Source organism: Pleionea sediminis (genome assembly GCF_007570825.1).
GTDB classification, from domain to species: Bacteria; Pseudomonadota; Gammaproteobacteria; order Enterobacterales; family Kangiellaceae; genus Pleionea; species Pleionea sediminis.
The window spans coordinates 2,304,204-2,330,519 of sequence record NZ_SUNB01000001.1; the positions used below are offsets into that span (position 1 = coordinate 2,304,204).

At 40.7% G+C, this 26,316-nt stretch carries 27 protein-coding genes; 9 read left to right on the top strand and 18 right to left on the bottom strand.

The window, feature by feature from the left end; genetic code table 11:
• Positions 1 to 17 precede the first annotated feature (17 nt).
• Positions 18 to 782 carry an iron-containing redox enzyme family protein gene (locus FAX86_RS09575; RefSeq protein ID WP_164503522.1) on the top strand — a complete coding sequence of 255 codons (765 nt, stop codon included), beginning with the start codon at positions 18 to 20 and terminating at the stop codon, positions 780 to 782.
• A 33-nt stretch (positions 783 to 815) separates the two neighbouring features.
• Positions 816 to 1,727 carry a DUF6999 family protein gene (locus FAX86_RS09580; protein WP_144393096.1) on the top strand — a complete coding sequence of 304 codons (912 nt, stop codon included), beginning with the start codon at positions 816 to 818 and terminating at the stop codon, positions 1,725 to 1,727.
• A gap of 116 nt (positions 1,728 to 1,843) precedes the next feature.
• On the opposite strand, the gene panC is transcribed toward FAX86_RS09580, so the two are convergent.
• The 9 genes from panC to FAX86_RS09625 all read right to left on the bottom strand — a co-directional run bounded on the left by panC (position 1,844) and on the right by FAX86_RS09625 (position 8,792).
• Positions 1,844 to 2,704 carry a pantoate--beta-alanine ligase gene (panC, locus tag FAX86_RS09585; RefSeq protein WP_144393097.1) on the bottom strand — a complete coding sequence of 287 codons (861 nt, stop codon included), beginning with the start codon at positions 2,702 to 2,704 and terminating at the stop codon, positions 1,844 to 1,846.
• Between the two features lie 15 nt (positions 2,705 to 2,719).
• Positions 2,720 to 3,517: a 3-methyl-2-oxobutanoate hydroxymethyltransferase gene (gene panB, locus FAX86_RS09590; RefSeq protein ID WP_144393098.1), complete on the bottom strand. Its 798-nt coding sequence runs from the start codon at positions 3,515 to 3,517 to the stop codon at positions 2,720 to 2,722.
• Positions 3,518 to 3,538: 21 nt separating this feature from the next.
• Positions 3,539 to 4,192, bottom strand: coding sequence for a deoxynucleoside kinase (locus FAX86_RS09595; RefSeq protein WP_246128539.1), 654 nt, complete (start codon positions 4,190 to 4,192; stop codon positions 3,539 to 3,541).
• The gene (gene folK / locus FAX86_RS09600) at positions 4,189 to 4,677 is read right to left on the bottom strand and encodes a 2-amino-4-hydroxy-6-hydroxymethyldihydropteridine diphosphokinase (RefSeq protein ID WP_144393100.1); all 489 of its coding nucleotides are present in this window, start codon (positions 4,675 to 4,677) and stop codon (positions 4,189 to 4,191) included. Before folK ends, FAX86_RS09595 begins: the two co-directional genes overlap by 4 nt.
• Complete coding sequence (gene pcnB, locus FAX86_RS09605) at positions 4,674 to 6,029, bottom strand: polynucleotide adenylyltransferase PcnB (RefSeq protein WP_144393101.1); 1,356 nt, start codon at positions 6,027 to 6,029, stop codon at positions 4,674 to 4,676. The genes folK and pcnB overlap by 4 nt, the downstream gene beginning before the upstream one ends.
• Before the next feature lie 60 nt (positions 6,030 to 6,089).
• Complete coding sequence (gluQRS, locus tag FAX86_RS09610; RefSeq protein ID WP_144393102.1) at positions 6,090 to 7,034, bottom strand: tRNA glutamyl-Q(34) synthetase GluQRS; 945 nt, start codon at positions 7,032 to 7,034, stop codon at positions 6,090 to 6,092.
• 33 nt (positions 7,035 to 7,067) lie between these two features.
• A complete protein-coding gene (dksA, locus tag FAX86_RS09615; protein WP_144393103.1) occupies positions 7,068 to 7,520 on the bottom strand; it encodes an RNA polymerase-binding protein DksA in 453 nt (150 codons plus the stop codon).
• A gap of 193 nt (positions 7,521 to 7,713) precedes the next feature.
• Positions 7,714 to 8,424, bottom strand: coding sequence for a DNA/RNA nuclease SfsA (gene sfsA / locus FAX86_RS09620; RefSeq protein ID WP_144393104.1), 711 nt, complete (start codon positions 8,422 to 8,424; stop codon positions 7,714 to 7,716).
• A gap of 38 nt (positions 8,425 to 8,462) precedes the next feature.
• A complete protein-coding gene (locus FAX86_RS09625; RefSeq protein ID WP_144393105.1) occupies positions 8,463 to 8,792 on the bottom strand; it encodes a Rieske (2Fe-2S) protein in 330 nt (109 codons plus the stop codon).
• A 33-nt stretch (positions 8,793 to 8,825) separates the two neighbouring features.
• Here FAX86_RS09625 and FAX86_RS09630 point away from each other — a divergent pair, with 33 nt between their 5' ends.
• The 4 genes from FAX86_RS09630 (at position 8,826) to FAX86_RS09645 (ending at position 13,149) form a co-directional block, all read left to right on the top strand.
• Entirely contained in the window at positions 8,826 to 9,632 is an 807-nt protein-coding gene (locus FAX86_RS09630; protein ID WP_144393106.1) for an alpha/beta hydrolase, read from the top strand.
• 160 nt (positions 9,633 to 9,792) lie between these two features.
• Positions 9,793 to 10,377 carry a GTP cyclohydrolase II gene (gene ribA / locus FAX86_RS09635; protein ID WP_144393247.1) on the top strand — a complete coding sequence of 195 codons (585 nt, stop codon included), beginning with the start codon at positions 9,793 to 9,795 and terminating at the stop codon, positions 10,375 to 10,377.
• Between the two features lie 113 nt (positions 10,378 to 10,490).
• Positions 10,491 to 11,780, top strand: a complete 1,290-nt coding sequence (gene pepB / locus FAX86_RS09640; protein ID WP_144393107.1) for an aminopeptidase PepB — start codon at positions 10,491 to 10,493, stop codon at positions 11,778 to 11,780.
• A gap of 85 nt (positions 11,781 to 11,865) precedes the next feature.
• Complete coding sequence (locus FAX86_RS09645) at positions 11,866 to 13,149, top strand: DUF945 family protein (protein WP_144393108.1); 1,284 nt, start codon at positions 11,866 to 11,868, stop codon at positions 13,147 to 13,149.
• Positions 13,150 to 13,221: 72 nt separating this feature from the next.
• On the opposite strand, the gene thpR is transcribed toward FAX86_RS09645, so the two are convergent.
• A complete protein-coding gene (gene thpR, locus FAX86_RS09650; RefSeq protein WP_144393109.1) occupies positions 13,222 to 13,797 on the bottom strand; it encodes an RNA 2',3'-cyclic phosphodiesterase in 576 nt (191 codons plus the stop codon).
• Positions 13,798 to 13,898: 101 nt separating this feature from the next.
• Here thpR and mrcB point away from each other — a divergent pair, with 101 nt between their 5' ends.
• On the top strand, positions 13,899 to 16,106 hold the full coding sequence (gene mrcB, locus FAX86_RS09655; protein WP_144393110.1) for a penicillin-binding protein 1B: 2,208 nt from the start codon (positions 13,899 to 13,901) through the stop codon (positions 16,104 to 16,106).
• 114 nt (positions 16,107 to 16,220) lie between these two features.
• Complete coding sequence (locus FAX86_RS09660; protein ID WP_144393111.1) at positions 16,221 to 16,646, top strand: HIT family protein; 426 nt, start codon at positions 16,221 to 16,223, stop codon at positions 16,644 to 16,646.
• A gap of 10 nt (positions 16,647 to 16,656) precedes the next feature.
• On the opposite strand, the gene FAX86_RS09665 is transcribed toward FAX86_RS09660, so the two are convergent.
• The 7 genes from FAX86_RS09665 to FAX86_RS09695 all read right to left on the bottom strand — a co-directional run bounded on the left by FAX86_RS09665 (position 16,657) and on the right by FAX86_RS09695 (position 24,768).
• On the bottom strand, positions 16,657 to 16,956 hold the full coding sequence (locus FAX86_RS09665) for a methyl-accepting chemotaxis protein (RefSeq protein ID WP_144393112.1): 300 nt from the start codon (positions 16,954 to 16,956) through the stop codon (positions 16,657 to 16,659).
• A 21-nt stretch (positions 16,957 to 16,977) separates the two neighbouring features.
• Entirely contained in the window at positions 16,978 to 18,357 is a 1,380-nt protein-coding gene (locus FAX86_RS09670; protein ID WP_144393113.1) for an FAD-dependent oxidoreductase, read from the bottom strand.
• 49 nt (positions 18,358 to 18,406) lie between these two features.
• Positions 18,407 to 19,699, bottom strand: coding sequence for a kynureninase (gene kynU, locus FAX86_RS09675; RefSeq protein ID WP_144393114.1), 1,293 nt, complete (start codon positions 19,697 to 19,699; stop codon positions 18,407 to 18,409).
• The gene (locus FAX86_RS09680; RefSeq protein WP_144393115.1) at positions 19,696 to 20,517 is read right to left on the bottom strand and encodes a cyclase family protein; all 822 of its coding nucleotides are present in this window, start codon (positions 20,515 to 20,517) and stop codon (positions 19,696 to 19,698) included. The genes kynU and FAX86_RS09680 overlap by 4 nt, the downstream gene beginning before the upstream one ends.
• A complete protein-coding gene (locus FAX86_RS09685) occupies positions 20,517 to 21,047 on the bottom strand; it encodes a 3-hydroxyanthranilate 3,4-dioxygenase (RefSeq protein ID WP_205859141.1) in 531 nt (176 codons plus the stop codon). The genes FAX86_RS09680 and FAX86_RS09685 overlap by 1 nt, the downstream gene beginning before the upstream one ends.
• A gap of 25 nt (positions 21,048 to 21,072) precedes the next feature.
• Positions 21,073 to 21,504 (bottom strand): RidA family protein, encoded by a 432-nt coding sequence (locus FAX86_RS09690; protein ID WP_144393116.1) that lies wholly within the window; start codon positions 21,502 to 21,504, stop codon positions 21,073 to 21,075.
• A 240-nt stretch (positions 21,505 to 21,744) separates the two neighbouring features.
• Positions 21,745 to 24,768: a DUF3857 domain-containing transglutaminase family protein gene (locus FAX86_RS09695; RefSeq protein WP_164503523.1), complete on the bottom strand. Its 3,024-nt coding sequence runs from the start codon at positions 24,766 to 24,768 to the stop codon at positions 21,745 to 21,747.
• A 343-nt stretch (positions 24,769 to 25,111) separates the two neighbouring features.
• Here FAX86_RS09695 and FAX86_RS09700 point away from each other — a divergent pair, with 343 nt between their 5' ends.
• Positions 25,112 to 25,924 (top strand): BPSS1780 family membrane protein, encoded by an 813-nt coding sequence (locus FAX86_RS09700; RefSeq protein WP_144393118.1) that lies wholly within the window; start codon positions 25,112 to 25,114, stop codon positions 25,922 to 25,924.
• Between the two features lie 20 nt (positions 25,925 to 25,944).
• Here the strand turns inward: FAX86_RS09700 and FAX86_RS09705 are convergent, their stop codons facing one another.
• Entirely contained in the window at positions 25,945 to 26,283 is a 339-nt protein-coding gene (locus FAX86_RS09705) for a hypothetical protein (protein WP_144393119.1), read from the bottom strand.
• Between the last annotated feature and the right edge of the window lie 33 nt (positions 26,284 to 26,316).

Sequence of the window (26,316 nt, forward strand, 5' to 3'; positions counted from 1 at the left end):
TAATGGATAAACATATTATGACAATTCAAACTCAACTTCCTGAACTTAACTTAACTCAACCTCTAGATATGCTTTTTGAGTTCAGTCCATTACAAAATCGCTTAGAGAGCGCGGAGAATCCTGCTTCACGCTGGTTAGGTCAGGCTTTGGCGCAAGTTTGGTATGATTTTTCAAATCATTTATCGAAAGTTCCCGTTGTTCGGGCATTCGAAGACCGTAAAGTAACTCGTGATCAATATATGTCTTATTTACGTAATATGCGTCAACAAGTAAGTCAGGGTGGACGATGGATTACTCGTGCTGCTTCTTCCATGGAGAACTCTCATGTAGAACTGCGAAACGCTCTTATTCGTCACGCGGCAGAAGAGCATACAGACTTTGCGATGTTAGAGAGAGACTTTGTTTCGATGGGCGGCGAATTGGAAGATATTCAAGCGACAAGCATGAATATTGGTAGTGAAGCTCTATCTGCTTTTATTATGAATGAAGCAACCAAAGCGAATAATGTAGGAATATTCGGCGCTACCTTTATGATTGAGGGACTTGGAACAAATAAAGCAAGTTTGTGGGCCGAAGGAATTAAGGAAGCTCTCAATGTCGGAAATGAATCTGTATCTTTTCTTTATTATCATGGGCAAGCGGATGCAGATCACTACGAAAACTTAATTAATGTACTTAAGTCTCCTTACTTTACCCCTGATGCAGCAGTACAAGCGCGACGAATTGCGAAAGTTGTTGGTCGTTTGTACGCATTACAACTAGAAGAATTAGACAACGTTTAGGTCATTGATCTAAGCGTTGCTTAAGGACTGATAATGAGAAATCGATTAAATCCTGACTTTTATGATGCGGTTAAATACGATCCGCACTTAAAAATTTCAGCAGAAGAAAGAGCGGAATACATTTCTGATGTAAACAAGAAGTCGACGCGAATTTTGTTACCGATAATTCGTTTTATCTTAGTTTTAGGTATTCATATTCTTCGGTTTATTAAGAGAATATTGCCATTTAAAGTAAAGAGTCATGGATTACTTAACAAGCTTGGTGTTTGGTTTATGGGGAATTTTATATCACCTCAGGCGCTAGGATACATTATTCGTCACTTTCAATATGAGTCTGCTTTAATTAACTTTGTCGCCGACAATTGTGGTTCAGATAAGGTTGAACGCGTTGACTTAATGCCAACGCATGTTTCTCAATTAGGTGATACTAACGGTGTTAATGCGATCATGTTGCATGATTTCAATATCTATAACCATATTATTGATACTGGAATGCATGATGATGTTAACGTTACCGATCGTATTCCTCTGGATAAGATCAATTTTGATGCATTGAACTTACCTGAAATTGATATTGAGGAGCAACGTAAACGCTGGATGAACTTTGATATTGAAACTTCAGCCTACATTATGGTGTTTTTCTTGGTTCTATTTCTGTCGGATGAAGAAGGAGAGAGGGCGGCACTTTCATTGCAGTTTGACGAAAGTCTTTTTGCTTCTTTATCAAATATGACCGGTGACGATTATTTTCGATGCCTGTGTCCTATGAAGTACACTCATTGGTTGCGCTATCAATTTGATGTTGTCAAAGATCTTCGTTGGCATATGATTTCTATCGATTATGCCTACAATCAAATGATGTCGATTAAGAAAAAGCAGGTGAGCCAAGGAGCAGAACAGCAAGAAGTAACACGTTCAACTGAAGAAGAGGCTGCACTGGCTTAATAACCTTGAGTCCGGAATTCTAATCTTGGATTTATTGTTACTAAAAACCTTACTCTCGATATTTAGATTGAGTGTAAGGTTTTTCACTTCAAGAACTGTTAGCTTTTCAATTGACGCTAAGCTCGCTCGAGATTGACTTCTTGATTATCTATCAATCGCGGTTGTCCGAGCCACGCTGCTGCAGCGATGAGTAGTTTTGAATCAGACTCTTTAGCTGATTCTAAATCATCTTGGCGAACAATATGAAAGTAGTCTACTTTAAAGCCATCATTTGTAAGCTGTTGGATGGCGTGCTTCTCAAGTGACCTAAAGTTTGTGTCGCCAGCTTCAATTTGTTTTTGTGCTGCAAGAATGATTGCTCGTAGGTGTGAAGCTTTATCTTTTTCTATTTGCGACAAGTAACCATTGCGAGAGCTCATTGCCAGTCCATTGGGTTCTCTTTTTATATCTCCACCGATAATTTTTATCGGCATGCACAAATCAGACACCATTCTCTTGATAACCATGAGTTGTTGATAATCTTTTTTGCCAAAAACCGCAATGTCAGGTTGTACGATATTGAGTAGTATATTGACTACTGTAGTGACGCCTAAGAAATGGCCCGGGCGACTGGCGCCGCAAAGTTTTTTTGTAAGCGCTTCGATGGCTTCCACTTTAGTGTGATTTTCTTTTCCACGAGGGTAGATGCTATCTAAATTTGGCAGGAATAAAATATCCGTATTTAGAGAGTCTAATTTTTCTTTATCTTGCTCAAACGTTCTGGGATAGGCATCGAAATCTTCATTGGGCCCAAATTGCATTGGGTTAACAAAAATACTGACAATGACAATATCTGACTCTGCTTGTGCTAGCTTTACCAGACTCAAATGGCCATCGTGTAAATTGCCCATTGTTGGAACAAAGCCAATACGCTTGCCAGATCTTTTTTGTTCGAGAACAAAGTCCTGTAATTCTTCTTTATTTTGAAAGAGTTTCATAGTTAATAATCGTTATTATTTAAAGCTGTGTTCATCACCTGGAAAGTTTCTCGCTTTAACCTCAGAAACAAAGAGTTCGATGGCTGCTTTAATATCGCCATGAACTTCAGCCATAAAGTTTTTAACGAATTTAGGCTTAAACTGAGTATTAAGTCCTAGCATATCTTGCAATACAAGTACTTGCGCATCGCAATCAGCACCAGCACCAATTCCAATAGTTGGAATGGTTAATGACTCAGTCACCTGTTTTGCGAGGGTTGAAGGAACGCATTCTAAGACCAATAATTTTGCTCCTGCATTTTGTAATGCTTGAGCATCTTCAAGGAGTTGTTTGGCCGTTTTGTCATCTCTTCCCTGCACTTTAAATCCGCCAAGAGCATCGACAGATTGCGGCGTTAAACCCAGGTGGGCGCAAACTGGTATTCCGCGTTCAGTTAGACCTTTTACCGTGTCTGTTAACCATTGGCCACCCTCAAGCTTAACCATGTTGGCACCTGACTGCATGATGCGTGTTGCATTAATATAGGTCTGTTCTGGTGTTGCGTAGCTCATGTAGGGTAAATCACCAATAATAAGTGAACGATTAACACCTCGTTTAACATTTTTAATGTGGTAGCACATATCTTCTAACGTAACAGGAACCGTTGAGTCGTGCCCTTGAATGACCATTCCGAGAGAATCACCGACTAAAATCACTTCGACATTAGCATCATCCATCAGTCGAGAAAAAGTTGCATCGTAGGCTGTGAGCACAGCAAAAGGTTCGTTGCGCTCCTTAAGTTCTTGAAGAGTTTGAATGGTGATTTTTTTCATAATGATAGTTAATTTTAAAATTTAAAGGATATCTGGTTTGGGATTAAAATAATGACGGCCTGAAGTTGTTTCAGTAATTCGTTCGATTAATCGTTGGTAATCGTCTTGACGATCAACCAAATCAAAACCATTCGTATTGACGATTAGCAATGGCGAGCCTTGGTAATAATGAAAGAATTCCATGTAAGCATCGCAAATTTTTACCAGATACTCTCTCTGAATCGTTGATTCAAAAGAACTCGACCGTTTGCGAATTCGCTCTAACAAAATATCAACTGGCGCTTGTAAATAGATAACGAGATCAGCAGTAGGCGTATCAATAGTTAAGTTATCGTAAACTTGTTGATAAAGTGCTAGTTCGTCAGAGTCGAGAGTAAGCTGAGCAAAAAGTTTATCTTTGTCCATTAAAAAATCGGAAACATAAGCCGACTTGAACATATCTGATTGTTTTAATTCTTTGAGCTGTTGGGCTCGTTGAAATAAAAAATACAATTGAGTCGGTAAAGCGCCACTTTTGGGATCTTGATAAAAACGAGGTAAGAACGGATTTTCTTCGGCATTTTCTAACAATAACTCAGCTTGATAATGCTCTGCTAGCTTGCGAGCTAGAGTGGTTTTTCCTACGCCTATTGGACCTTCGACGGCGATTAATTTTTGCGGATTATTATCACTCACGATAGTTTCTCTATGCCTGACTGATCAATAGTGTTTACGTATTCAATTAAGCGCGTACCATCAGGTAGTTCTTGGTTTTTTGCAATTTCAAACAGTGGCAACAAAACAAAGTTGCGCTCTTTCATCCCGTAGTGTGGCACTTTCAATTGTGGCAGGTCAATTGATTTGTTGCCATAGAGTAACAGATCCAGGTCGAGAGTTCTTGGTCCCCAGCGTTCTCCTTGTCTCACTCGTCCGTGTTGATTTTCGATCTGCTGCAAAGCCGTTAGCAGCTCCAGAGGAGTAAGCGCTGTTGAGATTTTAACAACTGCGTTGATGTAGTCATTTTGATCTTGTGGGCCCATAGGCGCGGAACGGTACAGCGAGGAGGACTGAACAACTTGAGATTTTAAAATGTTATTTAAGTCTTGTTGTGCTTGAATCACATGTTGAACTGGATTATCCAGGTTGCTGCCTACACCAATAAAAGCATTTATTTCGGTCATGAATTTTCTTTTGAATTCTTTTTTGGAAAACGACGTTTTTTGCGTTTACTTTTAAATTTCTTCTTTCCTGATAATGATTGAATCATGCTGCGCTGACCTTCTGGTGAGGCTTCTTGATAACGTGTCCACCAGTTGGCAATGCTGTTGAGTTTTTCGTCAGCTTGAGAGCGCAACACAAGAAAATCGTATGCTGCTCTGAATTTGGGGTGTTCTAATAATTTGTAAGAACGGTGCGTTCGGTACTCTAATCGCGATTGAAGAGCCCACATATCGCGTATTACCAGAGAAAACCGTTTAGGAATGGAAATGAATTGTGATTGTTCTGTTAGCACCTGGCTCATAGCTTTGTGTAAAGCATCATTTTTACTCATTCCCTGCTCAACTAATTGTTCTGCACGGTGCAGTAAAGGTTGCCACAGAAATACCGCATACAAGAATGCGGGTGTTATCGGCTTTTCTTGTTTAGCACGTTGGTCAGTACTTTCTAATGCGGCAAGAATGAACTGATTAAAGGTATCTTTATCGTCTAACTCAAGAGATTGCTGAGTTGCGGGCAGCATGTATCTAAATAGACCGTAATTACGCAATTCGCGATAGGTGTCTTGCGCATGCCCGGCTAAAAATAGTTTATGGCTCTCATCCCATAGGCGTGCAGCCGATACATTTCTAAGTAATTGAGCATTGGGTGCGATAGGCTTGGCTGTATTTTCTTCGATAGTTAATCCGAGTTTTACTGCCAAGCGAACGGCTCGCAACATGCGAACGGGATCTTCTTGATATCGAGTTAGCGGATCGCCTATTAATCTTAAATGACGTTGGTTTAAATCGGCCAAGCCACCGGTAAAATCTCTAACCGTATAGTCGTCACTGGAGTAGTAGAGGGCATTTACCGTAAAGTCTCGTCGTTCGGCATCTTCTTCGAGTGAACCATAGACATTGTCGCGGACTAGCATGCCTGATGCATGAGTTTGACCATGCGGACTTGATTGGTCATGGTTCGCGCGGAAAGTTGCCACTTCAATGGTTTCTCTACCAAAAAGTATATGAGCTAATCGAAATCGACGGCCAATAATTCGGCAATTCCTAAATAGTTTTTTGATTTCTTCAGGTGTTGCGTTGGTTGCAATGTCGAAATCTTTAGGATGCAGACCAAGTAATATATCGCGTACTCCACCGCCAACCAGATAGGCCTGGTAATTAGCCCGATGCAGTCGGTTAAGAACTTTTAGAGCATTGGCACTAATGAGCTTTCTTGAAACGCTATGATCATTTCGTCTTAATACGACGGGCTCGGAGCGCGTGGCTCGAGCAGGTTCTTTTTTAAATAGGTTTTTCCAGAACTTATTGATCATTGGGCAATAGGTTTATTATTGAGCCGGCAATCATACCAGCAACCACAATTTATGGAAGAGTTAATCTTCGGCTTCGTGATTCTCACCTTCATTTCCTAATGGCTGATTTTTGAGATTCATTGTTTTTGGAATTCGCTCCCATTGCCAGTGATTGACACCCCAGGCCAATATTTCTTCACAGGTGGCTGATTGGAGTTGGCTTTCTGGATTTTGTCCCAGAAGCTGGAGCGCTCGATATAAATTGTTTGAAGCGTCTCTGGGCTTTATGGCGGGCGCATAATTTTGTTTACTGAGTTTGCTGCCTGATGAATCTAACACTAATGGTATGTGCAAGTAAGAGGGAGCGGTCGCGTTAAGAAGCTGGTAAAGGCGTAACTGTTTTGGTGTTGAATCTAATAAGTCAGCACCTCGTACGATGCAATTTATGCGCTGATCGATATCGTCAACCACAACGGCTAGTTGGTATGCGAATAGGTCATCTTTCCGAAAGACCACAAAATCTTCCAAAGCTTGCTGATCGGATTGCTCTAATTTTCCTTGAACAGGGTCTTCAAATGGCAGGGGAGTCGATGATTGTTTTAGGCGTATTGCATGAGGTTGATTACTGATTTTGTTAATAGCACGACAGTGATTAAGATAGATGCCGCCCATTTCTCGAATGGATTTACGTGAACAATAGCAGGCATAGGTGGCGTTTTGCGCTGCTAGTTCATTGAGAATTTCATGGTAACGTTGATGTCGTTGACTCTGGTAAACAATGGCTTCATCCCATTGAAAGCCGAATGACTCGAGTGTTTTAATAATTTTATTCGTTGCACCAGGTTGCTCTCTTGGGGGATCTAAATCTTCAATACGGAGCAGCCAATTTCCATTGTTAGCTTTGGCATCCAAATAGCTGGCAAGCGCGGCAATGAGTGAGCCGAAATGAAGTGGTCCCGTAGGAGAGGGAGCAAAGCGTCCACGGTACGGTTCAGTGATGGTGCGTGTTGGTGACTGGGGTTGCATAGAGAAAAGGGCGCTTAGCGCCCTTTTGAAAATCTATTTGCCGAGCTGCTTTTCTTTGATTTCATCCAGCGTCTTACAATCGATGCAAAGGTTTGCAGTTGGTCTTGCTTCAAGGCGTCTTACGCCGATTTCGACACCACAGGATTCACAGTAGCCGTATTCTTCGTCATCAATTTCCTGAATAGCGCCCTTAATCTTCTTTAATAGCTTGCGCTCACGATCACGTGTTCGTAGCTCAAGACTGAATTCTTCTTCCTGACTTGCACGATCGACAGGGTCGGGGAAGTTTGCGGCTTCATCCTTCATATGGCTTACTGTTCGATCAACTTCTTCCATTAACTGTTTCTTCCATGTTTCCAATATATTGCGAAAATGAGCACGCTGTTCAGCGTTCATATATTCTTCGCCTTTCTTTTCCTTATAGGGGGCAATTCCTAGGTTACCTAGAGTTGTTGACGTTGCCGCTTTCGTTGATTTTTGAGCCATTGACCGCTCCCAGCCTAATCAAAGTTAATACATCATCGGGACGAGTGGCGGGCCAATCTTTCTTCTTGTTAGCCACTCGCTGATAAGCCCAGCCACGGATATATACCACACTTAATCCGCGACAGATAGGCATTATGGGGATTAATTACCAGAGTTCAAGCTTTTAAAATCGACTAATTCACAACTTGAAGGTCTAATAACAAACCGTTATTTCGCGTGAAATTACCATCTCCTCAGGCGAGATGTCGACACCGTAGGCGATTATCTCAACACCGGCTTGATGGGCTTCTTTTAGCAGCTTGGCATAATCTGGGTCGATATGTGCTGCTGCTTTAACTTTTGAAATGCCTGTATGCTGCACGCAGAATAGTAATATAGCACGGTTTTCACCGTCTTTGACGAGTTCTATGAGCTCTCGCAAGTGCTTTTGCCCTCGAGCAGAAACTGCATCGGGGAAATAGCCGATTCCATCATCCTCTTTTAACGTTACGCTTTTCACCTCGACATATGCGGGTTTTCGATTCTTTGACTTGAGTAAAAAATCGATACGACTATTTTCTGAGCCGTATTTAACTTCTCTGTGCACCGAGTCGTAATTCGATAACTCGCTAATCAATTGGGCTGAAATCGCCTCCTCTACTAACTTGTTTGCTAAGTGAGTATTAACTCCGATGCGCTCGCCAGACGGAGTTTCTGCAATGGTCCAAGTGTATTGATATTTGCGTTTTGGATTGTTGGAGTCTTCAAGATAGACTGTCCATTCCGGTTCCCAGCAGGCTTTCATTGAGCCAGTATTAGGGCAATGAACCGTAATTTCTTCGCCATTTTTCAGTCGAACATCGGCCAAAAATCGTTTGTATCGTTTGATTAAAGTTGCCTGAATTAAAGGTGAGTTGAACTTCATAATACGGCTTTATTTTAAAAAAAGCGGAGTATAAGCATTCAAGATAGGCGGGTCAAAAGCCAGACTGCATCGTCATCTACTTTTATTTCCGCGGGTCTGAGGTGTTGACCGAGGCATGGGCCCCTTACACATCGCCCTGTTTTTGGGTCGAACTGAGCGCCATGTACCGTGCAAAAAATATGGTATCCATCGAGTGCGATAATTCGGTCGCCGTCGTAATTTAGTCGAGCATTTGCGTGTGGACAGTCATTTAAGTAGGCTCGAATAGTACCGAGAGCGTTTATAATAATATAACTTTCGTCAGGTTTAATATCGACGACGAGCCCTTTATTGGGGTCTATCTCATTTATCTGGCAAAGTTTGAGCATGGTTTATCCCATCTGACTTTAGAGGTAGTTTAGTTGAATCTTATTTTTTTGAGCATTCTTTTATTGGTGGTGGTTTTTGCTGCATATTGGGGCTATTTTTGGATTTGCCAAAATAGAATACTCTTTCCAACACACAAACTAAAACAGTCAGAGCCTTTGAGTGTTGAAACTTTTTGGCTTAATTTCGAATGGGGGAAAACAGAGGCCTTATTTTTGCCTGGCTCTGGTGAAGGGGCATTACCAACTGTGATCGTTGCGCACGGACAAATGGGGCTGATCGATGGCTGGTACGAGCGATTGAGTACGCTACAAAACCAAGGAATGAACTGCCTGCTAGTCGAGTTTCCTGGCTATGGTCGAAGTGAGGGTGTTTGTTCGGTACAAAAATTAAAAGAAACATTTTGCGCCGCTTATGACTGGGCGATTGCCCAACCGAGTGTCGATGCATCACAAATAATCGGCTTAGGTCGGTCAATGGGAGGTGGGGTTATCACTCAGCTAGCCAAGCTTCGAACTCTGCGTTGTCTTTGGCTGATGTCGACGTTTACATCGTTAAGGCCATTTATTGCCAAGAAATGGATACCCCCCGTTTTATTGAATGATTCTTTGAATACTCTAACCACCTTGCGTCAGCTTGATATTCCATGTTTGATTTTACATGGCGCATCTGACGATGTGATTCCCGCTGAGCACAGTCGCGTTTTGGCAAATGTAGTTTCTGAAAGTCAGTTAATGATGGAGCCTGGTGATCATGAACATTGTCCTGCCGATTGGGAGCGGTTCTTGACTGATGCCGTCGAGTACTATCAAAAACTGGTTGCGGCTCCGTCCAAACACTAAAACAGCGAAATTTAAGAAACATTCAGCTTTTAAGGCGCTTCATGTAAAATGGGTGTAAGGCAGAACCATTTAAGCAATGACGAAACTCGATTTTTTTATCCTTCGACCGAAGTCCTTGCCAGGCAGTGTGTCCGATAATTCGGATGATTGGAAAATATTTATGGCACTAATTGATGCGGCGAAAGCCAAGTTGCCCACTATTTGGGGCGAGTTTGAAATTCATGCACTTGAGGATAACGATACTCAGAAAGAGCATGTAGCCCTGACGATGGGTGATTTAACGGGCGAAGAGCCTGTTTTGGTGCGTATTCACTCTGAATGTTTAACGGGCGATGCTTTGTTTAGTATGCGTTGCGATTGCGGGCCACAATTGGAAGCCGCACTAAAAAAGATTTCAGAGGCTGGACGTGGCGTGTTGTTGTATTTGCGGCAAGAGGGGCGTGGAATCGGGCTAGTTAATAAAATCCGTGCTTATGCGTTGCAAGATCAAGGAATGGATACTGTTGAAGCAAATGAGACGCTAGGCTTCGATGCTGATGCGCGAGATTTTACATTAGCTGGCCGCACGCTTAAGGCATTGAATATTAAGAATATTAAATTGATGACCAATAACCCTCGTAAAGTAGAATCAATAGAAGCTTCGGGTATCAATGTTGTTGAACGGGTACCAATGAAGTATGGTAAGAATCCGCACAACGAAAAATATCTTTCGACGAAACATGGCAAGCTGGGGCATTTGTTCTAACCCTGTTCTTTGGCTTTCAATCTGACAATTTGCACTATTAAATTCAGTAAAACAATTTGGTTCGTTTTCTCTGCTGAGAAGATCATTCAAGAAATAAATTAATAGGAGCCCTCATGGCGAATGTTTTAACCGTAAAATTGTCCAGTCAACCTGCTAGCGGTGTATGGAATGAAAAAGCCAACATCTCATTTGAAGGCGATTCGGTTACTGTTCATTTAAACGGTGTTATGGACGTTGAACAAATTCAATCGGCATCCCGACAGTTATTGGCATTAGGATTTCGTTCTTTTCAATTATCGGGTGACGACTGGGGATTCGAAAAGCAGTTTGCATTTGCTCAAGGAGTTTACTCGCCAAAAGGAATTCCTGAAGTTCAATATCATTCTCTTTCTGATGAAGAAAATAAAGATCTTCAGAATTTAATAAAGATCAGTTATTGGACCCGTCAACAAGTTAACCGAACACCAGAAGAAATGTCGCCGCAAGTTCTAGCCCAAGATACAGCCGACTTTATCGCATCGTTCGCTCCAGAGAATGTGAGTTTTAGAACTATCGAGGGTGAAGAATTACTCGATCATGAATTAGTCGGTATTCATGGAGTTGGCCGTGGTAGTGTTCGCCCTCCAGTTTTATTGGAGTTAGATTTTTGTCCTGACGGATGGGGTGATGCTGCCCCAATTGCCGCCTTGGTAGGTAAAGGTATTACTTTTGATAGCGGCGGTTACAGTATTAAACAAAGCGAATCTATGCTGCATATGAAGGCCGATATGGGAGGCGCTGCAACTGTCGCTGGCGCGCTTGCCTTAGCCATCAGTCGCGGGCTAAATAAACGCGTAAAACTGTATTTGTGCTGTGCCGAAAATTTAATTAGCGGACATGCTTATAAATTAGGTGATGTACTCACTTATAAAAATGGATTGTCTGTTGAGATTGTTAATACGGATGCTGAAGGTCGTCTGGTGCTGGCAGATGGTTTAATTTTGGCAAGTGAATCGGGTGCTGAGTTGATCTTGGATGCGGCGACTTTAACGGGAGCTGCTGTCACAGCATTAGGAGAGCATTACAACGCGGTCTTTAGCTTCGATAAGCAACTATCTGATGAAATTCTTGGATTCTCGAAAGCAGAAAATGAAAATCATTGGCCGCTTCCTTTAGAGCCATTTCACGCTGCATTAGCACCATCAAATTATGCTGATACAGCGAATAGTCGGCCAATAAAAGGTGGCGGTCCAGGTGGTGCGAGTAATGCTGCTGGATTTTTATCTCGTTTTGTTGCTAAAGGACGCCGTTGGGCGCATTTTGATCTTGCCGCTTGTATGTTGGGTTCCGATAGTGGTTATTTGTCTGCAGGCGGCACTGGTAAAGGAATTAGAACCATTGCTCGAACTCTGCTCGAGGAATAGTGTAAGATATCCGACCAGAGGCTGACTACTTGCTTAGAGGCAGCGCCTTCAAAAATTTTAAATTGTTGGAAATTAAGGAATTACTATGAAAAAGCTATTAATCGCTTTGGGTATATTAATCGTGGTTTACCTGGGGGCTTTTATTTTTATTAAGTCAACTTCTGGTGACTTAATGGCTCAAGAAATTGAGCAAATGAAGAAATATCAGTTGTCAGCTGAAGTTGTTAGTGAAGAGTCAGGACTTTTCTCTAGCACTGCGAAGATGGATGTTAAGGGTGCTGGTCAGTCTGAAGTTTTATTTTCGATTGAGCAAACGAATTCTTACGGACCAATCTTATTCACCAATGACGGAATTAAGTTTGGCTTAATTCATATCAGTGCTGATTTGTTACCAAGTGAAGAAATGAAAAAGGACATTCCTGAAGGCGTTAATGCTGAGGATTTGTTCGACATTAATATTTTAACGGGTTTTACTGGCGGTGTTGAAGGCGATATTTACTTCAAGGGTTTGGATTTCGCTGATAAAGATGCTCAAATCAACATGTCTCCGGCAGAATTTCATTTCGTATCAGACGCTGGTTACCAAACCGTTAAAGGTGATGCTTCTTGGCCGGGACTAACCGTCACTGCTGAGGGTGAAGATGGTATGACCGTAAGTGGTGTAAATCTTACTTTCGATCAAACATTGGTTTCTGGAAGTTTTGTTGATGGCACAGCAATTTATTCAGGTGCTGGCGCTTACACAATTGATGAAGTTGTATTTAAGGACGCTCAACAGTTTTTTAAGCTAGCTAAAATGGAACTCGGTTATAAATCGGATGTTCAAGAGTCAGGCGAAGCAATGGACGTTTCAATGAGTTTGAAATCGGATCTTGTTAACGTTGCTGGTGAGAAATTTACTGATAGTTCATTGAATATTTATTTCAACAACTTAGATATGGCTTCAATGAAACAATTGGGTGAAATTAGCGGAAAAATGCAAGAGTCTGCATTGAAAGGTGAAAATGTTCAGGGCTACCAAATGCAATTAATGAATACCATGATGCAACTGGCTCAAAATGGTCCGAATATTCAAGTTAAAGACACTCAAATTACAACGGAAGATGGCCTTATTAAAGCAATGTTAGATGTTAATGTTGATAAAAATAAGGTTGACCCTGCAAATCCGATGAGCACTATGATGGCAGTTGATGCCATTCTTGAAGCTTCTGCTCCAGAAGCCTTTTTTACAAAGAAAGGCATGGCGCCAATGTTAGATCAGTGGGCGCAAATGAACTATGTTGTTAAAGACAACGGAACACTTAAAGTTGAAGCTACCTTCAAAAATGGTATGCCATTAGTTAATGGTCAACCAATGCAAGGTATGTAATTTCATTTACCTTTGAGGTGTATAGAAAAAGAGAGCTTTCTAGCTCTCTTTTTTTTAACTGATTTTTTATTATTACAGTAAGTCCAATCCTAAAATTTTTTCTTTATCCGTCGGAGTGTATAAGGGCCATGACTCAACAACTTCATAATGTATACCTGACTTGATAAATATTGACTCCATTAAACAGAAATATTTAATTTTCGTTGTTATGTTCTCTAAAACCTCAAAGTCCACGGGAGGCTTAGCATCTCGCGCAATAGTAATGTGAGGATGAAACCGCTTTTTTTCTCTTTTTATAAATGAAAGCGACTGCAAGTTTTTGGCGATGAATGTAGAGAGAGTTTGAATCTTTTCGAGACCTTCATCGAGCTCGCAAAACAACAGCTCGTTTTTCGGGAAATATCCGGTCTTATTAATAGATAGTTCGAATGGTTTTATTTCCGGTATTTCCATAGTATCAATAATATCAAATACTTGATGATTATTGACGTCACCTAAAAACTGCAGCGTCAGATGATAATTTTCAGGAGCGACTCGACGCCCATTAATATCGAGTAACAGTGTCCATTGTGCAATCTTATCTTTGAAGTCGTCTTCGAAATCAATAGCAAAAAATAGTCGATGTCGGCCCTTGGCACTTAAATTCATAATTAGCAGGAAGTCAGGTTTTCAATTTAAACAGCACTAACTATGATACTATCAGTCTAACGTATAAAATTAAATCTAAACCTGACGTTGCTAATTGGTGTATGGGCAAAAAGAACACAAAATGGCCAGCGATAAAGCAGTTTATTATTCGACTTTCGATTATTGGCAGTCTGTTTTTCATTGGTCTCATTATATACAGCGATGCAGAAATTCAGACAAAATTTGCAACCAATCGATGGCTCGTTCCTGCCAAAGTTTATGCACGGTCTAAAAACCTTTTAGAAGGGGAGCGAACTCAAGTAGAAGATTTGTTGTGGGAGTTACGTCAGCTTAATTATCGGAAAGTTATTAAAGCGACTCAACCAGGTGAATTTGAGCAATATCAATCGGAATTCATTATTTTTGTACGGAGCTTTCCTTTTAGCGAAGGATTTATAGCGAGTCGAAAAATTCGTGTAGTGATTAAGAATGGTATAATCTCAGAAAGTCGTATCATTGACGGAAGCAATGAACCGGCACGACTCGATCCTCTTTTTATTGATCGCATTAACCCTCTCGTTTCTGAAGATCGTGAGCTCGTAAAGTTAGACAAAGTACCTCCTTTATTAGTGGATGCACTTATTCTTTCTGAAGATAGAAGTTTTTTCGAGCATATGGGAATTTCATTTAAGGGAATAGGCCGGGCATTATCACAAAACTTGTCAGAAGGTCGAGTTACCCAAGGCGGTAGCACGCTAACTCAACAATTAGTGAAAAACTACTTCCTCACAAACGAGCGAACTTTATGGCGCAAATTTCGCGAAGCTATAATGGCTGTTACTCTTGAAGCCAGATATTCTAAAGATGAAATTTTACAAGCTTACCTGAATGAAGTTTATCTTGGACAAGATGGTGCTCGAGCTATTCATGGTTTTGCAAAGGCTAGCCGTTTTTATTTTGATCGAGATATATCCCAATTAAACTTGTCTCAAATTGCGACACTCGTTGCTTTAGTGCGAGGGCCGTCTTTTTATGACCCGCGACGTCATCAGCAAAGAGCTTTAGAGCGCCGTAATTTAATACTGAATCAAATGCTAGAATTTAAAGCCATTACTGAGCAGCAAATGCAACTTGCTTTACAGCGCTCTTTGCAAGTGGTTCCTAAATCGCAAAGCAAAGTTAGTCGGATGCCTGCTGCAATCGGAATGGTTCGACGACAACTAAAACAGCATTATTCCCTAGAGCAATTACAACACCATGATCTTTCTGTTTTTACGACGATTGACCCTCGTATTCAGTTTTCGGCAGAACAAGCTCTAAAAGAGAGAATTTCTTGGTTAACGAATAACTATCCTTCTGTCCCAAAAAACTTACAAGGCGCTACTGTTGTCAGTGATCGATTGCGCGGTGATGTGCTAGCGGTGGTTGGCGATCGAGATCCTGGCTATGCCGGATTTAATCGAGCAATTGATGCCTATCGACAAACAGGGTCGGCAATTAAGCCTTTTGTTTACTTAACGGCTTTACAGCGAGCATCAAAATTTTCTTTGGTGACAAAAGTTGAAGACAAGCCTTTCACTCTTACAGCAACCGATGGATCGGAATGGACGCCGCAAAATTATGATAAAGAGTTTCAAGGTGAGGTTACGCTCGCAGAGGCTATGACACACTCATACAATTTATCAACTGCTCGCCTGGCACTGGATGTTGGCATTGAAAATGTCATTGATAATCTTTACGAATTTGGTTTTTCACGAAAGCTATATGCATTTCCTTCATTTGCCTTGGGAGCCCAAGAAATGTCACCCTGGGAGCTGCTTAAGCTATATCAAGTTATTTCATCGAATGGATTAAAAGTCGAGTCTAATATTATTTCCAGTGTTATCCATGCTGATGGAAAAACTTTGGATAGATATCCCTCAACGGCTGAACAGGTAGTTTCACCGGAAGTTATATATTTAACCAGTCAGTTATTGCGAAAAGTGGTGCAGGAAGGAACTGCAAGCAGTTTGAATAATCGAATGCCTAATTATCAAGTTGTTGGAAAAACAGGTACAACAGATGGATTAAAGGATAGTTGGTTTGTTGGTTTTAGCGCGAGGTATCTCGCCGTCGTTTGGGTGGGCGTTGATAATAATGAGCCTGCTTTATTAACGGGCGCTTCGGGGGCAATGCGAGTTTGGGGTGACCTTATCTTGTCAATCGAAAATGAAGCATTAGAACTACGCCGACCTAAAGGTATTGTCACTGCGAGTTCTGGTTGGTTTGCTGACTGTGTTCCTTTTATTGCGGGGTATTTACCTGAATCTTTCAGTGAGTGTGATGAATAGTACAGCAATCGTTTGTTTATTAGTCTCATTTATAAGGAAATATAAATTTCTGCTTGCAGAGCAGGGGTGAAAATGTTTATCTTTGCGAGCAACGGAAGAAAATAATAAAAAATTATGCAGCAAAATTTTATATTGGATGAAAGGTTGGACGCTGACTGTCACTTGGTGGCAGATTTATCTTTGAGTCGATTGCTATTAATGAATGACAATCAATACCCTTGGCTCATATTAGTTCCTCGGGTTAATGAAGTTCAGGAAATGTACGAGCTTTCAACGGAGGATCAAAAATTATTATGGACAGAAATCGCAGATGTCAGTCGGTTATTGAAGAAGCTCTATCAACCAACCAAAATTAATATTGGTGCGTTGGGTAATATTGTTCGCCAATTACATGTTCATGTTATCGCTCGTTACGAAACCGATAAATCTTGGCCGGGACCTGTTTGGGGGGCTCATCCACCTCAGAACTATTTAAACGAAGAATGCATGTCGACAATTGAAAAGATAAGAAAGGAATTAGTCGCTCAGAAACTGCTTTAATATAAAAGCTTCATATTTTAAGATGGCTAAGTGAGTTTGTTAAAGTATTGCTGATAGCATTAAGCTCTTTACTTAAGTCTAATCCTTTTGATGAGAGGCTTTTGCTTTCTTCACTTAAGTTTCTTACTTCATGAACATGTTCGTTTACATTATTCATGACAGCTGTTTGTTGCTCAATCGCTGTTGCAATCATCGAGTTCATATCGTTTATCGTTGCTACATTACTTTCAAACTTTTCCATTTTGCTTTGATTGGTCTCTGCTTCTCTAAGAAAAAGGTGAATTTTTTGAACAGAAAAGAGGCCTGCCATAAGGAAGGCCTGATATTTAATTTAGTTTGTGGTTGGATTCAACTCAACGTGTGAAAGGTTTTTATCGATCAATTCTTTGGCATACTCGAGATCAACTTCTTCGATAGTTTGTTTTCCTGTAGTGAGCTGCTCTAAAATCTGATTCTGAATGACACCACGAGCCTTAGCTTCAGCATAGGGCAAACGATGGAACATGACCATAGAATAACGCGGTACAAATTGATCTGGGCAAAGTTTTTCTAGTTCAAAGGCGAGCTGCTTTTTAAGTATAAATTGAGGGTTATTAACAGAGTCTCGCATTTCGATATAGTTTTCTATTGCCATATCAGCGATTGCGTTGCCGTTGTCTATTCTCAGTCGTTCCGTTTCGCTAAAAATTGATAACCAATCGCCCTGATATTTTTGAATTTGTGCATCGAGCTCAGAGACATCTTCAAATCCACAGTTCATGCCTTGTCCGTGAAAAGGAACAACTGCATGAGCAGCATCGCCAATAAGTAGGGCTTTGTCTTCAAGATGCCATGGCGAACAACGAACAGTGGCCAAACTTCCTGTTGGATTCTCAAAGTAATCTCGGGTAAGTTCTGGCAATAAAGGAAGCAAATCAGGAAAGTCGTTCTTAAAAAAATTAATGAGCTTTTCTTCATCATTGATTGACTCAAAACTTATTTCGCCGGAATTTGGCATGAACAAAGTAACCGTAAAGCTTTTATCTCGGTTTGGTAATGCAATAACCATATAGCCACCGCGTGGCCATATATGCAGTGCTTCGGGCTCAATTTGAAAATCGCCATTTTCACCTGGAGGAATCGAAAGCTCTTTATAACTATGACCTAATGGCTCGACTGTATTTTTTTCTGTGGTGTGTTGATGGATCGCTTCACGGACAGCAGAGGCGCTTCCATCGGTACCAATAACTCTTTCAAAAGGATGATGAGAGACTTGTCCTGTTATTTCATTTTCAACGGTTAATGAGAGATTGTTAAAGTCAACGTGGGTGCAGCGTTGATTAAAGTGAATAGTAACGTTGCCACTATTCTCTGCAGTGTCCATACACAATTTATTTAAATCACCTCTAGAAACTGAATAGATAACTTCTTCAGGTCGATGTCCGTACGGCTGGAGAACTTGGTTGCCGCTTTTATCATGGATCATTCGGCCTTTCATGGGGGTTAACATGGCTTGAACTTGATCCATTAATCCAATTTGCTGTAATGGGTAAATGCCACGATTGGCTAGAGCGAGATTTATCGAGCGTCCAGCTGATATATCTTCTTTCCGCATATCAGGACGACGTTCAAATATTTCGACATTAAATCCTCGACGGGCCAAAAATACAGCGCATAAACTACCGACGAGTCCGGCACCAATCAAGGTAATCTTTTCTTTTGGTTGGCTCATTGTCTCTCCCAAATGCATTTATGAAAAAGCGGATGTCATTCTCAGGTTATTATTGAGTTAAGCTTTCTTTTAAAATTTGCACGAAGCGGTAACAATCTTCGTAGGTATTGTATTGAGGAACGGGGGCAACGCGGATAACGTTAGGATATCGCCAGTCACCTGTAACTCCTGCGGCTTCAATGCGTTCGAAAACTAAGCGGCCATCTAATCCGTGAGTGTCTATGGTCAAACTTAATTGACACCCATGTTCGTTATCTTTTTCCGGGGTAATTATCTTTACATCCGATGCCAGCTCCTCATTAAGTAAATATCTAAGATAGCCAGTTAATTTGAGAGACTTTTCTCGAAGAGCTTGAATCCCTCCTGCTTCTTTGACCGTATCAAGGGATGCTCGAATAGCAGCGAGGGACAAAATGGGAGGGTTTGACAGTTGCCAAGCTTCGGCACTTTCAATGGGATCAAAGCGGTTATCCATCTTAAATCGAGTGTCTTTATTATGTCCCCACCAGCCGGCAAAGCGTGGAAGATCTTTATTTTTGTGGTGCTTCTCGTGAACGAAGCAACCTGCAACCGCTCCTGCTCCTGAATTTAAATATTTGTAATGACACCAGCAGGCAAAGTCAACGTCCCAGTCGTGTAACGACATTTCAATGTTGCCAGTCGCGTGAGCTAAATCAAAACCAACAACGCAACCTTTCTCATGACCCGCTTGGGTTATAGCCGCCATATCAAATACTTGACCACTATAATATTGAACCCCCGGTAACATGATTAAAGCAATGGAGTCACCTTCATCTTCTATTACTTTAAGTATGTCTTCGGTTCGAAAGGTATCTTCTCCCTCACGTGGTTTTATCAGTAGCATTGAATCTTCGGGATTGTGGCCATGAAATTTGATTTGTGACTCAACGGCATAATGATCGGAAGGGAAGGCATGATCTTCGATAAGAATTTTATGTCGAGTATCTGTCGGTCTATAAAAACTTACCATCATTAAGTGAAGATTGGTTGTTAGGGAGTTCATCGCAACAACTTCACTGTGTTTGGCGCCAACTAGATTGGCCAGACCTTCTGTTAAAAACTCATGGTAAGGCATCCATGGGAAGTCTCCCGAAAAATGCCCCTTTACGCCGTACTTTTGCCATTGAGACAACTCAAAAGTTAAGTACTCTTGTGTTTTTTGGGGCTGCAATCCCAAAGAGTTTCCACACAAATAAATTTCGTCATCACCATTGGATTGTTTGGGAATATGAAACTGACTTCGCATGTGTTTTATAGGATCGAGTTGATCGAGCTCTTTGGCAAATTCTAAAGTATTTTGAAATTCAAACGTTTGGTTCATGATTGATTCTCTAAAGGATAAATAACTGGACGACTGGGTCCTGCGTCAGACTCAAAAGAAGGTATATTTAAACTTAATAAGTAATGACCATCGGCAGCTGTTTCTGGGACAAAAATCATTTCTGTAATCGTTTTTTCTGTGTGAGTTGCCGGTACAGCAACATGAGAGCGTTGTGGCACGTTCCAATAAATATGATGATTCGATAGTATTCCATCATCGTACATTTTATCGATAGACGGAATATCAACTAGTAAGTGTTTGATGCCTTTGTCATTTAAATACTCAATGGCATCGTTAGTGAAAAAAGGAGGCTGCTGTTCATTGGAGTAGGTACAAGCCTGCTTTTTTTCGCTATTGGGTAATGTTCGTATAATGAGGGCCTCTAAAAGAGGGCTGTTAATTTCAGACAGCTCTGCAGTGAGCAGTTTTTTACTAATGATACGGTCGGTTGCTTCGAGACTGGGCTGATAGTAATCAGTGCTTTCTGAAGGCGAATGAGGGATTACCGAGATAACCGTCGCTGGAATGAGTGATTGTGCAAGTTTTCCGACCGGAATAGAGTCACTAACAATGTGTGACACCGACTCGGTATGTGTGCCATTGCAATGAGGCACAAACGATATTTCTTTAACGTTACAACTGCCACCGCGGGAGGTGTCGCCGATGAAGCCATCCGACTCAATCGCTTTGGCACTGGCTTTTGGTGCGCCAAAATGATTAGGTTGTGCACCATCAAACAGTAATGGAATAGCGAGAGATATAGGACTTGAGCTATTCACTGTAAATAATTGTTTATCAATGTCCAGTATGAGTTTCATTAGTCAAATTCGTATTTATTATGTGGCATGACATGACCGCACTCATCGCAAGTACGCAAGTCTTCACTGGACAAAAATCGGTTGAAGACGGCACCAAAGTCTTTCTCGATATCTTTAAGTGGAAAATATTCTTCGTAAAGCTTGTGATTGCAGCTCTCGCAAAACCACATTAATCCATCGGTTTCTTCTTCTCTTCGAACTTGCTCAACAACGAGTCCAATTGAATTTTCAAATCGAACTGGAGAGTGTGGAATTTTGGGGGGAAGAAGAAAAACTTCGCCCGCTTTTATCGGATAGTCGACAACTTTATTGTCTTGCTGGGTTCGAAGTAACATTTCACCTTCAAGTTGATAGAAGAATTCGGGGCCTTCATTGTAATGAAAGTCTTTTCTGCCATTAGGACCGCCAACCACCATAATAATCATATCGCCATTGCGATAAACTTCTTTGTTGCACACTGGGGGCTTTAATTTGTCGCGATTTTCATCAATCCATTTTTGGAAATTTAAAACTTGCATTGGTGCACTCATAATCAGAGTCCTCTCAATTGTTCACTTACTCTATCGTTGCAATACATTTTAGCTCGATTGCAATTGGGGTGGGCAGTGAGCTAATTTCAATGGTTGTTCGACAAGGTTGGTTGTCCTTAAAATATTCGGCATAGACTTCATTGTAAGTATTAAAGTCTTCTTTCATATTGGTCAGGAATACTTGCACATCAACCAGCTGCTCCCAGCTTGAGCCGGCTTCCTCTAGTATCCAACGGACATTGTCAAAAACACTTCGACATTGAGTCGCAATATCATAATCTGTGATATTTCCATCGGCATCTAAGCTCACACCAGGGATGTCTTTACTGCCGCGCTGTCTTGGACCGACGCCTGACAGGAACAACAAATTGCCAACACGTCGAGCGTGAGGGTAAAGGCCGACTGGCTCAGGGGCTTTTTGAGAGTCGAATCGTTGATTTGAATCATTATGGCTCATTAGCTTCTCCGTTCGGTAGAGATTGAGTCGAGTTAATTGCTTTTAGGCGTGGAGCGCCAAATGTACTTAATACAGGTCGTCTAGCAGCGTTGTGGCTAGACAAAAGAAGATTTGCAGCCACGACGGCTGGCAAATATAGAACCAGAAGAGATTTTATTAAATAGTATGTTCATACTCAGCGTTTATACCGCTTGAGCTTCAAATTGTAAAGCCCAGATAAAAGCATCCGGGCCATAAAGCCTATTCTTGCTTCAACAAAGCTAGGGCATTGTTTTGGTGCCAGAGTCGATTCAGTTCTGCAACAAAAGTTCGATCCTTACCTGCTTCGTTTGATAAATACAGCAAAAATTCGCTATCGTCTTTGCGAGTAATGGTAAGAACTGTCGCCATTAATCCTGAGTTTGAGTACTGCACATTCATATTCTTAATATCGCTGAACTTAGCGGTATCGACATGTAACGTATCGTTCTCTTTCCAATAAGAGAAAACATGATCTTTGGTGAATCCATTGCCATCGTTTCTAATAAACAGGAGTGCATCACTGTAAAAATACTCAATTTTTTGACCCGGTTTAATTACTTTTTTACGTTGTAGATATTTGATGTCATGAGCAAGCAGTTGATCGCCCGGAATTATGGATTCACTGGGTGTCAAACCAATTTGGCTGGTGAGATCAAATAATGACACTGGAACAATGCAAATTGCCAAGAGTACATGGCGTAGTTTCCAGCTTGAATTATAGTGAATGGCTTTTGATTGAGTAGCATTGAGTTGATTAATGACATCGACTAGAGGCCAAAGTAGTAAGGAGTAAAATAGTATTACTAACACTGTAAAGCTGATAAATCCTGCGCCAATATTGGCGATCAAAAATAGAAATGCAAGAACAGCACCCCAATATTTCGAAGGTAGCTTAGTTCTACCCATGACAGATAGACTGGCTTCATACAAATGCCGATACAGTGGGTAATACCAAAACGCATGAAATATTCCACGGGCAATAGGCATGATGGGATGGTGATTGGTTTGTTTTACGTAGTTCCAGTTTCGATAAAACCAGTAAATGCCAAAAATACCGAAGGTTAAAAATTGCATTATCAGCAACTTTGAAAATGTGATGGGGTAATAAAGCATTTTTCCTGAAAACGGATTTTTCGTCACATCACGATGCCAAAGCAATACGCTCGATAATATTAATATTAGCCATATTCCGATTATGCCAAGCACAAACAATGCGGAGTCTAGTGAGACATCTGAACTTTCCGATACGCTCAAGGCTTCATCTTGCTTTATTATTAAGGTATCTTCACTCGATTTTTTATTGTTTGCTTCAGGTATTGTTTGAAAAATACCATAACTTAAATCTTTCCGAACTTTTTTCAAGGCATCAAAATAATCTTTCAGCTTATCACTGGGGATGTAACTTACTTTGTTTATTAAATGATACTCTAACCTTAGCGTTTGCTCTTCAAACGCGACGCTACTTTTATAGTAGAAAAAGTCATTATCAATCACCGTTGATTCTGGCTCGAACTCCCAATCGTTGGTTTCAAAAGTAATGTTAATAACTTGTTTTTTATCGAATGGAAAGCTTACTGCTAAAGGATCGGTACGATTTCGATCAGAGTCGTCTGCAAGATTGGTTGATAAAATATTGGCATAAAACCATCCGTATGCTTTGCTTTCCTTTGACTTTTCTTTCCAAAAATTGTTTATTTCATAAGACTCTTTAGTATGCAGTTCTCCGTTATCTTGCAGCTCAAACAAGCCAGGTTCAACGACTGAAATTTCGGGATAATAATATTTGTAAAAGTCCGAATAGGATTTTCTCGTATCGTCGAGACTGACGCTGGCCAAGTCGGAACGTATTATTTCTGCATCAACACCTTTGTATTGGCTCGTTGATTGATATTTGACAGCTTTTGTTCGATCTTCTGGAATGAAGAAAGATTCTTTAATGACATAACTTCCAACGCTTACTTTTGGCGTTGCGTTTTCGAGTTGAGTTGCTTTAGGAGTTATTACCAAAGCGCGTTGATAATTGGGTTGGTAGATGTTACTAAGCTGTCCTGTTTGGTAAGTGCGTGTTGGATCGAGCCAGTAATCTTCATTATCAAGGTTAGCTTTGACAATAACATGGTTAAATGCGTTGACTTTTGGTAGACCTTCTTCAATTAGATGTTTTCGATAGGTGTTTACCAATGCTGGACTTGCGCCAATATTCAATTGCTTCAAAATTGAAATGAGCAAGACCGTTTTATCTTTACAGTCACCGTAGCGACGAGTTAGCGTTTCTTCTGCTGGAGAGGGCGCATGTGAGTTTGTTCCCATTTCGATGCCGAAGTAGCGTATGTTGTCTTGAACGTAGTTTAATGCCAGAGCTAGTTGCTCTTTTTTATTTTCTGTTTGTGAGCGAATGTCATCCGCGACATTTTTAATCGATTGATGTTCAGAGACGGCGTTCTGAAAAAGTGGCAAGCTCCAGTTGATAACGTCGCGCCAAGTCTTCGTTTCGCTAAATTCTATAAATGCGTATTTATCAAACCATCCTGGTACATTGCTATCGGTTGCCAAAGGCTTGGTATCGTAAATGCTGACTATATAATCTTTGCCATAGGATTTATTGATTACCTGTAACTTCTCTTCTGTATTGTGGAGTTTCGAATATAAAGTTTTTTCCTTTTCCCACTGAACTCTGATATTACGATGTTTTAATGGAACGGACCATTGAAGTCCAAAACTCCTGGAAGTAATTCCAGAAAATATTGGGTTGCTGCCTTTAGAGGTAAAGCTGTAAGAGAGAATATCATTAACACGAATATCATCGAGGATAATACTAATGGTTTTTCTTCCATCGTAAATTAAGCGATCGAGATCTTTCTCTTGTTGCAGTATGGATATCTTGGCCGTAGAAAACTTATCGATTTGCTGGCCATTACGAATGACCTTTATGTCATGAAACTCGATACTTTCATAACTGGGATCATAGTCAACGCTGATCTGAGAAGATTGCTCGACGCCAGTTGGATTAACGATTTTTCGAACATTTCTGGAGTACAGATACTCTTTATTATTTCTGGTCACTCGAAATTGGGCATCGGCTAGTAAGTAATAGATGCCATTTTTTATTTTTGACTCGGGAACTGCTGCTTGATGATCGACTGGGATGTGTTCAACCCAGTTGGGTCGGGGTTTTAGCTCGATTGTTTCACACAATCCATGGGTATGTATAAATATCAAACAGAATAGAACAATTTTTTTCATCGGTATTAACTTCTTTTCCAATCCCTTAGTCATTCAATCCAGTGATTAAAATGATTCTTACACTGGAGCTGAATCCTAACATAGGAGAAGTATTTTGAGTAAAATATACACTGGCGGAAGAGTGGCAATATGAACATTGTCATATTTTTCCCCTTAGTCGAAACTAACTCTGTAATATAAGGCCGTAATTAAAAACAATAAGTTACAAGTGAAAACTTAGATGCGGGCCAGTAAAAGATGACTGGCCCAACCGTAAAGAGGGCGAAATACTTGACTCAAAGCGCTCTTTTTTGGTCTTATTGCGGCTGGTTTTTATCGTGTATATTGAGTTGTCGGAGTTGTGATGTCGGAAAATGAGCCAGAAAACAATGGCGAGCCGGAAAATACTGAGCATTCGAGTCTACCAAAGTCGTTAGAGCTAACTACTCCTCGTTCGGTTGCTGTTGGTCGTGGTGTGGGTTGGATTGTAGACGGCTTTGGCTATTTTCAAAGTGCTCCCAGCAGTTGGCTTGCTATTGTTGGAATTGGATTAGCTATTTTACTCGTTTCTGCCTCACTGGGTACCGGCGGTCAGTTACTGCTAAACATCACTCAATATATCTGGGCGGGTGGTTTAATGCTGGGCTGTAAAGCGATTTATGAAGGGCGGCCATTTGTAGTTAGTTATTTATTCGAAGGTTTTAAGCAAGGACAAATTGTTAAATATTTGATCTTGGCACTCGTTGCCAGTGTTTTAAGCGGTGTCATTCAAGTTCTTGTGTTTGGTGATATGTCTGAGGCTTTTTCAAAAGCGAGTCAACAATCTCCAGAGGCATTGAGCCAACTTATTGCAACTGAAGAATTTAGAATTAAATTTTTGATGTTAATGCTTGCTATGATTCCGTTATTCATGGCAACTCTTTTTGCTCCTGTCCTTATTGCTGTTCATCGAGTATCTGTCTTACAGGCTGTTTATTTGAGCTTTATGGCGTGTTTGCATAATGCATTACCTCTGATTATTTATTCAGGGATTATGATTGCTTTATTTATTCTCTCCGTTATACCTGCGTTTATTGGGTTACTTATTTTTGTGCCCGTCGCTTATGCTTCTGTATTTTGCGCCTATAAAGATATTTTTACGAAACCCCACGCGGTTTTTGATCATATGGAAGTTTGAATCAGCAATGACGCTCTTACTTAGAGCGTCATTTCAAAGAACTGAAATCCGATAAAGATTAATAAACCGTTAATGGCAATTGAACCAATTGAAATTAAACGCCAGCTTAGTTCTTGCGTTTTTTGCCACACCCAGACACATCCCAAAGAGTAAGCGATACCTATCAAAATCATTATCCAGCCAGCAGCTTGATTTATTTGATTTGTATGAGTGGCAATAATAACGCCTTGCACAACTAGCAAACAACAAATGTAATAGGTTGCAATGTCAGGACGTCCTTTCAAGGTAAACACGGGAATGGGTGATGCTAGTAATACAACAGGAATGATGAGAATACTAAAAAGCAGAAAAAGTTCCATAATTGACCTAAGTTTTAACTGTATGATTTAAAA